The sequence below is a fragment of the Methylobacterium sp. CM6257 genome, assembly GCF_054611515.1.
On the sequence record NZ_CM137735.1, the window covers coordinates 5,400,610 to 5,413,235 of the forward strand.

14 protein-coding genes are annotated in these 12,626 nt (G+C 69.1%); 12 read left to right on the top strand and 2 right to left on the bottom strand.

Annotated elements, in window-relative coordinates:
- Positions 1-2 precede the first annotated feature (2 nt).
- The 9 genes from rpsR to ACYCO6_RS26345 all read left to right on the top strand — a co-directional run bounded on the left by rpsR (position 3) and on the right by ACYCO6_RS26345 (position 8,251).
- Positions 3-254, top strand: coding sequence for a 30S ribosomal protein S18 (rpsR, locus tag ACYCO6_RS26305; RefSeq protein WP_007561044.1), 252 nt, complete (start codon positions 3-5; stop codon positions 252-254).
- A 128-nt stretch (positions 255-382) separates the two neighbouring features.
- Positions 383-1,417, top strand: coding sequence for a hypothetical protein (locus tag ACYCO6_RS26310; RefSeq protein WP_459764808.1), 1,035 nt, complete (start codon positions 383-385; stop codon positions 1,415-1,417).
- Between the two features lie 41 nt (positions 1,418-1,458).
- Positions 1,459-2,031: a 50S ribosomal protein L9 gene (gene rplI / locus ACYCO6_RS26315; protein WP_459764810.1), complete on the top strand. Its 573-nt coding sequence runs from the start codon at positions 1,459-1,461 to the stop codon at positions 2,029-2,031.
- A 327-nt stretch (positions 2,032-2,358) separates the two neighbouring features.
- Positions 2,359-3,846 carry a replicative DNA helicase gene (locus ACYCO6_RS26320; protein ID WP_459764812.1) on the top strand — a complete coding sequence of 496 codons (1,488 nt, stop codon included), beginning with the start codon at positions 2,359-2,361 and terminating at the stop codon, positions 3,844-3,846.
- A gap of 93 nt (positions 3,847-3,939) precedes the next feature.
- Entirely contained in the window at positions 3,940-4,389 is a 450-nt protein-coding gene (locus ACYCO6_RS26325; protein WP_459764814.1) for a cupin domain-containing protein, read from the top strand.
- A 10-nt stretch (positions 4,390-4,399) separates the two neighbouring features.
- Entirely contained in the window at positions 4,400-5,302 is a 903-nt protein-coding gene (locus ACYCO6_RS26330; RefSeq protein WP_459764816.1) for an SMP-30/gluconolactonase/LRE family protein, read from the top strand.
- Complete coding sequence (locus tag ACYCO6_RS26335; protein WP_459764818.1) at positions 5,299-6,195, top strand: VOC family protein; 897 nt, start codon at positions 5,299-5,301, stop codon at positions 6,193-6,195. The genes ACYCO6_RS26330 and ACYCO6_RS26335 overlap by 4 nt, the downstream gene beginning before the upstream one ends.
- 83 nt (positions 6,196-6,278) lie before the next feature.
- Positions 6,279-7,184, top strand: coding sequence for a prolipoprotein diacylglyceryl transferase (gene lgt / locus ACYCO6_RS26340; protein ID WP_459764820.1), 906 nt, complete (start codon positions 6,279-6,281; stop codon positions 7,182-7,184).
- On the top strand, positions 7,181-8,251 hold the full coding sequence (locus ACYCO6_RS26345) for a class I SAM-dependent methyltransferase (protein WP_459764823.1): 1,071 nt from the start codon (positions 7,181-7,183) through the stop codon (positions 8,249-8,251). Before lgt ends, ACYCO6_RS26345 begins: the two co-directional genes overlap by 4 nt.
- 19 nt (positions 8,252-8,270) lie before the next feature.
- On the opposite strand, the gene ACYCO6_RS26350 is transcribed toward ACYCO6_RS26345, so the two are convergent.
- Positions 8,271-8,468, bottom strand: coding sequence for a fibronectin-attachment protein (FAP) (locus ACYCO6_RS26350; RefSeq protein WP_459764825.1), 198 nt, complete (start codon positions 8,466-8,468; stop codon positions 8,271-8,273).
- Positions 8,469-8,615: 147 nt separating this feature from the next.
- Here ACYCO6_RS26350 and pgeF point away from each other — a divergent pair, with 147 nt between their 5' ends.
- From pgeF to ACYCO6_RS26365, 3 genes are all read left to right on the top strand, one after another.
- Positions 8,616-9,386 carry a peptidoglycan editing factor PgeF gene (gene pgeF / locus ACYCO6_RS26355; RefSeq protein WP_459773741.1) on the top strand — a complete coding sequence of 257 codons (771 nt, stop codon included), beginning with the start codon at positions 8,616-8,618 and terminating at the stop codon, positions 9,384-9,386.
- Between the two features lie 274 nt (positions 9,387-9,660).
- Positions 9,661-10,563, top strand: coding sequence for an outer membrane protein (locus tag ACYCO6_RS26360; protein WP_459764827.1), 903 nt, complete (start codon positions 9,661-9,663; stop codon positions 10,561-10,563).
- Positions 10,564-10,825: 262 nt separating this feature from the next.
- Complete coding sequence (locus ACYCO6_RS26365; protein WP_459764829.1) at positions 10,826-11,569, top strand: DUF2076 domain-containing protein; 744 nt, start codon at positions 10,826-10,828, stop codon at positions 11,567-11,569.
- A gap of 91 nt (positions 11,570-11,660) precedes the next feature.
- On the opposite strand, the gene ACYCO6_RS26370 is transcribed toward ACYCO6_RS26365, so the two are convergent.
- Positions 11,661-12,422 (bottom strand): L,D-transpeptidase, encoded by a 762-nt coding sequence (locus tag ACYCO6_RS26370; protein ID WP_459764831.1) that lies wholly within the window; start codon positions 12,420-12,422, stop codon positions 11,661-11,663.
- Positions 12,423-12,626: the final 204 nt, after the last annotated feature.

Here is a 12,626-nt window from a genome sequence, read left to right on the forward strand (position 1 = left end):
CCATGGCTTTCGGTGCTGGTGCGGGCGGCGGACGCCGTCCCTTCTTCCGTCGTCGCAAGACCTGCCCGTTCTCCGGCGCGAACGCGCCGAAGATCGACTACAAGGACGTCAAGCTCCTGTCCCGCTACGTGTCCGAGCGCGGCAAGATCGTGCCGTCGCGGATCACCGCGGTCTCGGCCAAGAAGCAGCGCGAGCTCGCCCAGGCGATCAAGCGCGCCCGCTTCCTCGGCCTGCTGCCCTACGTGATCAAGTAGGCCATCGAAACCGGCCGGCCCGGCATCAGCCCGGGCCGGTCCTCGCAGAGGGCGATCCTGGTCGCCCGATCGTTGGGGTGCATCGCCGCCCCTAACCCTGCCGCGGCGGCAGCGGGACAGCGGAACCCATGGCACAGCACATCGGCATCGGTATCGGCGCGGGCCTCGTCTCCGCACTCCTGTTCGGGGTGCTGCTGAAGGCGACCCCGCTGGCGATCTTCCTCTACCTCGTGGCGCCGCTGCCGATCCTGATCGTCGGTCTCGGCTGGAGTCACAAGGCAGCCCTCGTGGCAGTCGCGACCGGCAGCCTCGCACTCGTCCTGGTGATCGCGCCCTTCATGGGGCTCGCCTTCGGCGCCTACATCGCCCTGCCGGCGTGGTGGCTCGCCTATCTGGCCCTGCTGGGCCGCGAGACGCCGAACGGCCTCGAATGGTATCCGACCGGCCGCCTGCTCGGCTGGATCGCCGCCACGGCCGCCCTCGCCTTCATTTCCATCGCGGTCTTATCCTCGCCGAACCATGCGGCGTTCGACGCGCAGCTGCGCGGGCTTGCCCAGACGCTGGTGCAGGCGCGGCTCCCTGCCGACCGGACGACCGGCGACGCCCGCCGGGCCGGCGCGCCTCCGGCCGGCGCCGAGGAGCCGGGCCAGGATGCGGCGGCGGAGCCGGCCCCGGCGCCGCAGGCCGGCGCCGACCAGGCCGATGTCACGCGCGCCGAGGTGGCCGATGCCCTCGCCCGTGTGGTGCCGGCCTTCGCGGCCAACGGGCTCGCGCTGCTGCTGACCTTCTATCTCTGGGCCTCCGCCCGGATCGTGAAGATCTCCGGTCGCCTGCCGAGACCCTGGCCCGACATCCCATCGACCGCCATGCCGCGGACGACTTTGGCGGCGCTCGCGGCCGCGGTCGTGATGTGCTTCGCCTCCGGCTATGTCGGCGTGTTCGGCGTCGCCCTGGTCGGCTCGTTCAGCGCGGCCTTCGCGCTTCAGGGACTCGCGGCCTTCCACGACCGCTCGCGCGGCCGGCCGGGGCGCGGGCTGATGCTGTTCGGCATGTACCTGATCCTGTTCGTGACCCAGGGCATCGCCCTGGTGGCACTCACCCTGTTCGGCCTGGCCGACACCGCCCTCGACCGCCGGCGTCCCAAGGACAGCCCGGCGCCGTGAGACCCCGGCCCGAGCGGCCGACCATCTGAAGGAGAAAGACCATGGAAGTGATCCTGCTCGAGCGCGTGGCCAAGCTCGGCCAGATGGGCGAGACCGTGAATGTCCGCCCGGGCTTTGCCCGCAACTTCCTGCTCGCCCGCGGCAAGGCCCTGCGCGCGACGGAAGCCAACAAGAAGCACTTCGAGGGCCAGCGCGCCCAGCTCGAGGCCCGTAACCTCGAGCGCAAGAAGGACGCCGAGGCCGTCGCCGAGAAGCTGAACGGCCAGAGCTTCATCCTGATCCGCCAGTCGGGCGAGACCGGCGTGCTCTACGGCTCCGTCTCGACCCGGGACCTCGCCGAGGTCGTCTCGAAGGAGGGCTTCTCGGTGGAGCGCGGCCAGTTCACCCTGAACCAGCCGATCAAGACGCTCGGCCTGCACACCGTCCCGGTGGTGCTGCACCCCGAGGTCGAGGTCGAGATCACCGTCAACGTCGCCCGCAGCCCCGAGGAAGCCGAGCGTCAGGCCCGTGGCGAGTCGGTGACCGAGCGCGAGGCGTTCAACCTCGACGACCTGGGTCTCGAGGTCGGTATGGCGCTGGCCGATGCCGGCGAAGGTGCCGACGACCGCGGCTGATTCACTCCCGACGGCCCAACCGGCACGGGGCCGGTCGGGCGTGCGAGGATGCGGCTGGATGGGTGTCGCCGGCGCACGAAGAAGCGCCGGCCCGATCCCTGTATACCGGTGAACATTGGGGATGATTGGCCCCGAGACTTGACACGTTCCAGTTTTGTTCCAGCATGGACGCCCGCCCCTCACGAGAGTCGGCGGGCGTCCGCTTTTCCGCGCTTCGGCCCGGGAGAACCGGCCGTCGGCTAAGCTTCGGTAACCATACCGGGGCCAAGGTCGCGCGGTGTGATCCTGGCGCGCCCACCGCGGCGCCTGATTCGGAGTCGTCCGCCGATGGCCCTGCCCAATGCGCTCACGGCCAAGCTCGAAACCGTGCAGGCCGAGTACCGCGTCGCCCCGCACAACATCGATGCGGAGCAGGCGCTGCTGGGCGCGATCCTGGTGAACAACGATGCCTATTACCGGGTGTCGGACTTCCTGCTGCCCGAGCACTTCATGGAGGATGCCCACCAGCAGATCTTCACGGTGGCGGCGTCGCTGATCAAGGCCGGCAAGCTCGCCACGCCCATCACCATGAAGACTTATCTGGGCGATGCCGATTTCGGTGGCCAGACGGTGATGCAGTACCTCGCCCGGCTCGCCGCCGACGCGACCACCGTGATCAACGCCGGCGAGTACGGACGCACGATCTACGATCTCGCCATCCGCCGCCGGCTGATCACGATCGGCGAGGATCTGGTGAACGGCGCCTACGAGGCGCCGGTCGAGGAATCGCCCCGGGACCAGATCGAGCATACCGAGCGGCGGCTCTACGAGCTCGCCGAGGCCGGGCGGTACGACGGCGGCTTCCAGAAATTCTCGGATGCGCTCACCGCCGCGGTCGACATGGCCGCCAAGGCCTACCAGCGCGATGGCAAGCTCTCGGGCATCGCCACGGGCCTGTCCGACCTCGACGCCAAGATGGGCGGCCTGCAGCCCTCAGACCTAATCATCCTCGCGGGCCGCCCCGCCATGGGCAAGACCTCGCTGGTGACCAACATCGCCTTCAACATCGCCAAGGCCTATCGCGGCGAGAAGGGGCCGGACGGCATCACCAAGACAGTCAACGGCGGCATCGTGGGGTTCTTCTCGCTGGAAATGTCGGCCGAGCAGCTCGCCACCCGTATCATCGCCGAGCAGTCGGGCGTGCCGTCCTACAAGATCCGCCGCGGCGACATCCGGCCGGAGGATTTCTACAAGATCACCGACGCCGCCCGGGACATGCAGACGATCCCGTTCTACATCGACCAGACCGGCGGCATCTCGATCGCGCAGCTCGCCGCCCGCGCCCGGCGCCTGAAGCGCCAGAAGGGCCTCGACCTGCTGATTGTCGACTATCTCCAGCTTCTCTCGGGCTCGTCCAAGCGCAGCGACAACCGCGTGCAGGAGATGACCGAGATCACCACCGGCATGAAGGCGCTGGCCAAGGAGCTGGCGTGTCCGATCATCGCCCTCTCGCAGCTCTCCCGTCAGGTGGAGAATCGCGACGACAAGCGCCCGCAGCTCGCCGATCTCCGTGAATCCGGTTCGATCGAGCAGGACGCCGACGTGGTCATGTTCGTGTTCCGCGAGGAGTACTACGTGGGCAACAAGAAGCCCCGCGAGGGCACGGAGGAGTTCTTCGCCTGGGAAGCCGAGATGCAGCGCGTCCACGGCAAGGCCGAGGTGATCATCGGCAAGCAGCGTCACGGCCCCACCGGCACGGTGGAGCTGCAATTCGACGCCAACATCACGCGGTTCTCGAACCTCGCGCAGACCGATCGGATCCCCGAGCAGATGTGATCATCCCCATCGCGGGCCGCCTGCACCGCCGCGAACTATCGTCGGATCCGGCCGTTGTGGGAGGACGATTGTCCCGCTGCGGCAGGAGCGACGATGAGCGAGCCGACCCCTCCGAAGATGCCGTACTGGCACGTCTACACCGATGCGGAGGGTGTGAGCCGCCAGGAGCTGTTCCACCTCGAGCGGTTCAAGTTCGAGGGGATCAACCCCGAGACCGCGCCCCAGTGGAACGACAAGATGGATCCCGCGCCGTCGGTCGTGACCTTCACGGTCCTGCCGGTGGGCTGGGTCGGCGAGTGGCACGAGAACCCGCGACCACAATGGATCGCGATCCTCTCGGGCCGCTGGTTCGTGGAGACCATGGACGGCCGCCGGGTCGAGATGGGCCCGGGCGAGCTGATGATGGGCGAGGACCAGAACACGAAGGAACGCGACGGCAAGAAGGGCCATCTGTCCGGCACGGTCGGCGACGAGCCCTGCACGATGATCGTGACCGGCCTTCAGGTCGAGCCGACCGTGAACCAGCCCGGCCGCTTCAAGTAGGGGCCGGCCCATGGACGGCTTCGAACTCACGCAGCCGCGGTTCAAGGCCTGCGTTCTGCCGAACGCGCCGCTCCAGAAGCTTGCCGAGGGCTTCCGCTGGACGGAAGGCCCGGTCTGGTTCGGCGACCGCGACGAGCTGCTGTTCTCGGATCTGCCCAACAACCGGGTGATGCGTTGGGCGGAATACGCGGGCTTGAGCGTCTACCGGGAGGCGAGCGACTTCGAGAACGGGCACGCTCGCGATCGGCAGGGACGGATGCTGTCCTGCTCGCACCGCGGCCGGCGCATCCACCGGACCGAGCTCGACGGCAGCATCACCAGCCTGGTCGAACGCTATGAGGGCCGGCGGCTGAACTCGCCCAACGACATCGTCTGCAAGTCGGACGGGACGATCTGGTTCTCCGACCCGCCCTACGGCATCCAGACGGATTACGAGGGCGGCAAGCAGGAGTCGGAGCTGGCGGCCGCGGTCTACCGCTTCGACCCGCGCGACGGCTCGCTGCGGGTGGTGGCCGACGATTTCCAGGGGCCGAACGGGCTGTGCTTCTCGCCCGACGAGCGCAAGCTCTACATCGTCGAGACCGGCCTGCAGTTCGACACCGATCCGCTCCAGCACGTGCGGGTGTTCGACGTGGCCGACGACGGCAGCCTGTCCGGGGGAAGCGTGTTCTGCAGAGTTTCGCCGGGCAACGCCGACGGGATCCGCTGCGACGAGCACGGCAATCTCTGGTCGAGCGCCGGTGACGGGGTCCACTGCATCGATCTCGGCGGCGAGCTGGTCGGCAAGATCCTGGTGCCCTCGACCGTCGCCAACCTCGCCTTCGGCGGCCGCAACAACAGCCGCCTGTTCCTGTGCGCCTCGCACACGCTCTACGCGATCTACGTGAACGTCCGGGGAGCACCGCTCCTGTGAGCGGCGTGCGGGCGATCGCCGGCTTCGGCCGCACGGTGGCGGACCTCGCTGTCACGGAGGCCTTCTACCAGGACGGGCTCGGCTTCGAGCGCATCGCTCCGCCGGAACCGGTGCCGGTCGCGCAGGTGGAGGCGATGGGGCTCGCGGGTCGACGCGCGATACAGCTGCGTTTGCGGCTCGGGGCGCAGACCGTGACCTTCCTGGCTTTGGATCCGCCCGGCGCGCCCTACCCGGCCAATCCGGCGGCGACGGACCCGTTCTTCCAGCACCTCGCGATCCCGGTTCGCGACATGGGGGCCGCGATGGCGCAGCTGGCGCGGCTCGACCCGAAGCCCATCAGCCGCGGCGGTGCTCAGCGCCTGCCGGCCTCCTCCGGAGGCGTGACCGCCTACAAGTTTCGCGACCCCGACGGGCATCCGCTGGAACTGATTTTCTTCCCAGACGGCGCGGCAGCCGCCCGCTGGCGCGCGGCGCCGGGCCTGTTCCTGGGCATCGACCACTCGGCGATCACCGTCGCCGATCTCGACGCCGCCCTGGCCTTCCTGACCGGACCGCTCGGCCTCACCGTGGCGGAGCGCGGCCTGAACCAGGGTCCAGAGCAGGCGCGCCTCGACGGTGTTGACGATCCGCAGGTCGACGTCATCGCGCTGGAGCCTCCGGACCCGGCGCCGCACGTGGAGCTGCTGCACTATCGGAAGTCGGCCGCTCGGCACCCGCCGTCTTTCAGCCCGGGTGACCGAGCCACGACCCGCTACGTCTTCTCCGTGGCCGATCCGCACGGCTTGTCGCGACGCCTTCGCGATGCCGGACTGGCTCCGCAGGCCTCCGCCGACGGCACGGCCGTCTATTGTGCAGGGCCGAACGGACACGGCTTCCTGTTCGTGCGGGCATGAGGGCTGCACTCCAGAGGTGTTCCGCGCGGGCTTGACGCGCCGCCCCTCCGGCGTCCAATCCGGCCGCCCCGGAGGTGAGATCGATGCCGCTCCTCGCCCTGCCCTTTCCGGCCATCGACCCGGTGGCTCTCGCGATCGGGCCGATCACGATCAAATGGTACGCGCTCGCCTACATCGCCGGCCTGATCGGCGGGTGGTTCTACGCGCGCCGCCTCGTGATGGCCGACAGTCTGTGGGGTGTGGTGAAGCGCCCGCAGGTCGTCGACATCGACGACCTCGTCGTCTGGGTGGCGCTGGGCGTCGTGCTGGGCGGCCGGATCGGCTACGTGCTGTTCTACAACCTCCCAATGTACCTCGCCGACCCGATCGAGATCCTCGCGATCCGCAACGGCGGCATGTCGTTCCACGGCGGTTTCCTGGGGGCGATCCTGGCCTTCCTGCTGTTCGCCCGGGCCAAGAAGCTCAACGGCTACACGCTTCTCGATATCGGCGCCGTCGTCGTGCCGATCGGCCTGTTCTTCGGGCGCATTGCCAATTTCGTGAACGGCGAGCTCTGGGGTCGCGTGGCGCCGGACTTCCCCTACGCCATCGTGTTCCCGAGCGGCGGGCCGCTGCCGCGCCATCCGAGCCAGCTCTATGAGGCGGCAACAGAAGGGCTGCTGCTGTTCATCGTGATGGCCGTGAGCGTCCGCCGGTTCGGATTCCGTAAGCCCGGGCTGCTCGGCGGCATCTTCGTCCTCGGCTACGCCCTGGCGCGGACCTTCTGCGAGTTCTTCCGCGAGCCCGACCGCCAGCTCGGCTTCCTGTTCGGCGACAATCTCGGGCCAATGGGTGGCGGGGTCACCATGGGCATGCTCCTGTGCATACCCATGATGATCGTCGGCCTGACCTATATCGTGCTGGCGGCAACCGGCCGGACGCGCCCGCGGCATCCGGTCGAGGATCCGACCAGCCCCGAGGAGGCGGCCAAGGCGCCCGTGCAGGCGTGACGCCGCTCGGAGCCGAGATCGCCGCGCTGATCCGCCAGAACGGCCCGATCGGCATCGACCGCTACATGGCGCTGTGTCTCGGTCATCCGGTCCACGGCTACTACCGCACCCGCGATCCGCTGGGCTGGCAGGGTGACTTCACCACCGCGCCCGAGATCAGCCAGATGTTCGGCGAGTTGATCGGCGCCTGGACCGCCTATGTCTGCGGGCTGATGGGGCAGCCGGATCCTCTGATCCTGGTGGAACTCGGTCCCGGACGCGGCACGCTGATGGCGGATGCCCTGCGGGCGCTGCGTGCTGCGGCCCCGGCTGTGCGCGTGGCGCCGCATCTCGTCGAGACAAGCCCGGTGCTGCGGGCCGCACAGGAACGTGCACTCGCCGGGACGGGGACGGTCTGGCACGAAGGAATCGAGACGCTGCCGGAGGGTCCGGCGGTCATTCTGGCCAACGAGTTCTTCGACTGCCTGCCCGTGCGCCAGTTCGAGCGCCGGCCGACCGGCTGGCACGAGCGGCAGGTCGGCCTTGGGCCGCAGGGTGGTTTCGCCTTCGGCCTTTCGCCGGATCCGAGCCCCGGACTCGATGTGGAAGGGCCGGACGGCGCCCTGCTGAGCGTGCCCGGGGTAGGTCTGGCGCTGATGCGTACGCTGTCGCGGCGTCTCTGCGCGGCGGGAGGTGTCCTGCTGGCCATCGACTACGGGCATAGCCGCCCCGGTTTCGGCGATACTCTTCAGGCGCTGTCAGGGCACAACTTCGCCGATCCGCTCGCCGCACCCGGCGAGGCGGATCTGACCCATCACGTCGACTTCAGCGCGCTTGCCCGGGCTGCAAGCGCCGAGGGCGCCGAGATCCACGGTCCCGTGGACCAGGGCGACTTCCTGTCCGCCCTCGGCCTGCGCGCCCGAGCCGAGCGCCTCAAGGCCCGCGCCACCGCGGCACAGGCTGTCGAGATCGACCGGGCAGTGGCGCGGCTCACGGATCCGAGCCAACGCGGAATGGGCAGCCTGTTCAAGGCCTTGGCGGTGAGCGGCCGGGGTCTTGGGCCGCTCCCGGGATTTTTGGACGCCTGACGCGTCGTTTCAGGTCTGCTCAGCCGAAGGAACCGAAACCGGAATCCGTCTGGCTCGCCGGCCGCGGGATCGGCGGCGCGGGGGGGTTCGGGTCGGTCGGGTCGAAGGCGGCGAGCTCGCCCGTCACCGGATGGGCAGGTGCGGTCGGGAGCCGGGGCTCCTGCGCCTCGGGTGTCGTCGTTTCGATCGGGGCTTCAGTCTCGATCCGTCCTGACATCGCGATCCTTCTCGGATTGAAGCCGGACCCGGCTCCATACTGCAATGCAACAAGAATCTGACGCCTGAACGACATCGTCAAGAGGCCACGCTTCCGGTATCGGGGCGCGAGAGGGAAACCGCCATGGAGCCGACCGTGACCGCAGGCCTGTTGATCGAGGCGCCGGAACTCTCCTCGCATTCGGGCGTGCGCCACGCCTTCTTCACCCGCTGCGGGGGCGTCTCGGAGGGGATCTATGCCTCGCTCAACGGCGGGCTCGGCTCGCAGGACGTGCCGGGGCGCGTCGCCGAGAACCGGGCCCGGATGTGCGCCCAGCTCGGGCTGCCGCCAGACCGCCTCGTGAGCCTGTACCAGATCCACTCCGCCGACGTGGTTACCGTTGAGGCTCCTTTCTCGGCAGCGCAGCGTCCCAAGGCCGACGCCATGGTGACGCGGGTTCCCGGCCTGGCGCTCGGCATCGCCACGGCGGATTGCGGGCCGATCCTGTTCGCGGATCCTGAGAACGGAGTGGTCGGAGCCGCGCATGCCGGCTGGAAAGGCGCGCTCACCGGGGTGATCGGAGCGACGGTGGCGGCCATGGAGGCGCTCGGCGCGCGGCGGCACCAGATCGTGGCGGTCCTCGGCCCGACGATCAGCCAAACCTCCTATGAGGTCGGGCCGGATTTCGTCGCGCGCTTCCGCTCGGATGCGCCCGGCATGGAACGGTTCCTGGCTGAGGGCACACGGCCCGGTCACGCGCAGTTTGACCTTCCGGGCTTCATTCTGTCGCGGCTGACCGAGGCGGAAGTCGGTGAGGCCGCAATGCTCGACTTGTGCACCTATGCCGACCCCGAGCGCTTCTACAGCTACCGTCGAACCACGCATCGCGGCGAGCCCGATTACGGGCGCCTAATCTCCGCCATCGCGCTCACGCCCTGAGCCGGCATCTCAGCGGCCCCAGCCACAAGGGGGGTGCGACAATTTGTCAACGGGCTGAGCGCGAAAAAGCGTGGCCGTGGCCGAACCTTGGCCATTCGAGCGCGTTGGGGGGTCAAGGTCCGGGGAAAAACGGCGGGTTGCTTGAAGGGGCCGCGATCAGCGGTCGGCGACACCGCGGAGCGTAAAGCAGCCCTGGAACCGCTGAAGAACCAGATCCGCGTTCCGCTGACGTCCTCCCGGGTCGGCGGTGCGGACCATCAGTGAGGACCAGCCCATGAAATCCCTGCTCCGCGCCACCACCGCTCTTGCGGGCATCGCCCTCGCCGGCTCCGCTTTCGCGGCCGACCTGCCGCGTCGCGCTGCTCCGCCGCCGGTGTTCACGCCTGTTCCGGTGTTCACCTGGACCGGCTTCTACGCCGGTTTCAACGCGGGCTACGGCTTCGACGCCAGCTCGAACCGGGCCAACGGCTTCGTGCAGACGGCCGGCAGCCCCATCGCCATCACTCCCGCGGGCGCCTTCGTCCCCGCCGTCCTGACGCCGGGCTCCTCGATCCTGTACAGCCGCAACAGCAACGAAGGGTTCTCTGGCGGCGGCCAGATCGGCTACAACTGGCAGCTGACCCCGGGCTCGGGCGCCGTGATCGGCTTCGAGGCCGACGCCCAGTACCTCGATTTCGGCCGCCGTCGTCAGAGCTTTCTGCTGACCGGCGCGCCCGGCCCGGCCTTCGGCGCCTTCGTGCCCACCAACGGCCTGCTGAGCACGCTCGACTTCTTCGGCACGGTGCGCGGCCGTCTCGGCTACGCCTTCGACCGTACCCTCGTGTACGCCACGGGCGGCTTCGCCTACGCCACGGGCGATCAGGGCGCGCGCGTCGCGTTCCAGAACTTCGCCGGCAGCCGCAGCAGCTTCGTCACCGGCTGGACGGTCGGCGGCGGTGTCGAGTACGCCCTGCCCACCGACAGCTGGCTCAACTTCTTCCGCTCGTCGGCCGTGACGGTGAAGGTCGAAGGCCTGTACGTGAACCTCGACCAGGGCCGCAACTCGGGTCTTCCGCTTGTCGGCGGCCTCGTCACGCCCGCCGGGCTGGTGCCGGTCTTCAACAACGTGCCATTGCGCAACAACAACGAATTCGCTGTCGTCCGCGCCGGCCTGAACTACAAGTTCGGCACTTTCTAAGACGGTCCGCCGACGACTCCCGGCCGGGCCAATCAGCGGCTCGGTAGGGTGCTTGCAGCCCGGCCGAACGGCCGGGCTTTTTCATCTCGTGTACGCGCGGAGCCTGAGCCGAGCAGGCTTGCGGAGGTCACGTATTCGGCCGCCACAGGTTCCCGCATGAAGTTTTTGCAATCTCCCCTGACAAAGCGTCGCCGCGCACCCATGTCGTACCTGCCATGCGGCGCGTTCGAGCCCGCGGGTAGGTTTCGAGGAGGACGACTCCATGAACAGCGAAGAACGCGACGTCATCTCGGGCATCTTCCAGCGTCTGGAGCAGGCGCAGAGCCAGCCCCGCGATGCTGAGGCCGAGCGCTTCATCGCCGACAAGATCCGCGCGCAGCCCTACGCGCCCTATGCCATGGCGCAGCTGATCTACGTGCAGGAAGAGGCGATCAAGAGCCTCAACCAGCAGCTTGAGGAGGCACGCCGCCAAGCGGCTCCGGCCCAATCCTCAGGCGGCGGTGGCTTCCTGTCGAGCATCTTCGGCGGTGGCGGCCAGCGCCAGGAGCCTCAGCCCGGTTACGGGCAGCAGCGGCCGGCCGGCCAGCCTTGGGGCAATGCCGGTGGTCCGCCGCAGGGCTATCCGCAACAGGGATACCCCCAGCAAGGCTACCCGCAGCAGGGCGGGCCCTGGGGTGGTCAGCCGCAGGCCCCGGCCCGTGGAGGCGGCTTCCTCGCCACCGCCCTCCCGATGGCGGCCGGCGCGGCCGGCGGCATGCTGTTGGGAAGCGCCCTCTCGAACGCCTTCGCGGGCGGCCATTCGAGTCTCGGCAGCGCCGCGGCAGCAGGTCTCGGCGGCGGCACGGGCGAGACGATCATCAACAACTACTACGGTGACGACGGCAACCAGGATCTCGGCGCAGCCCTCGACAACAGCGGCGCAGACTTCCAGGACGCCGGCTACAGCGATCCGGGCGGCGATTTCGGCGGCGATCTCGGCGGCGGCGACGACAGCGACTGGACCTGAACGTCGCGCCTGCCCATGCGAGAGGCCCGGCCGCACCTGAGCGCGGCCGGGCCTCACGTGTTTTCGGCACCTGTCGGGAGCGGGACGATGCTCAGAGCACCTCGACGCGCGTACCGACGGGCACGCGGTCATAGAGGTCGATGACATCGTCGTTCATCATCCGGATGCAGCCGGACGAGACCGATTGGCCGATCGTGTGCGGCTCGTTGGTGCCGTGGATGCGGTAGAGCGACGAGCCGAGATAGAGAGCGCGGGCGCCGAGAGGGTTCTCCGGCCCGCCTGCCATGTGGCGCGGCAGGTCGGGGCGTCGGGCGAGCATCTCAGAAGGCGGCGTCCAGTCCGGCCACTCGGCCTTGCGGCTCACGGTCTTCAGGCCGCTCCAGGCGAAGCCGGGGCGTCCGACGCCGATGCCGTAACGCAGCGCCCGGTGCTCGGGCTGGACGAGATAGAGGTGTTTGCCCGCGGTATCGATCACGATCGTCCCGGGCTTCTGGGGCCCCGGGAACGTGACCTCCTGGCGCCGGTACTCCGGAGAGACCTCGCGGGCGATGCGGCTGGGATCCGCGCCGTAGACGACTTGCGGCGGAGACCCGTAAGCCCGCGGCGCTGCGTAGGCCTGCAGCGGCTCCGGCTCGGCCGGCAACAGCTCACCGGAATAGGCCGCGACCCGCTGCGGAGCCGCGTAGCGCTGCGGCCACCCACGGCCGCCTCCGACACTGCCGGTGACGAGGTACTCGATGAGGCCACCGCCATAGCCGGACTCGGCGTAGCGTGCCTGCTGCGCCTGCGCGGGCGCACACCAAGCCGCCGCGGCCAAGGCTGCCCAGAGACCCAGACGGACCGAACCCCGCATCGTCGCACGCTCCAGAACCGGAGCACCCGCCCCGTGTCGCGCACGATCCCGCCGGATTCCCGCGAATCAGGTGAATGAACGTGGTGAATCGCTGGCGGCCGGCGCCCTCTCCCCGGACCGCCAGCCTCAGCGTGAATCAGCGGTAAAGCGCCCTTGCCGACACCCAGAGATAAATTCAGCAGCGGCCGCCTGCGCGAAAGCCAG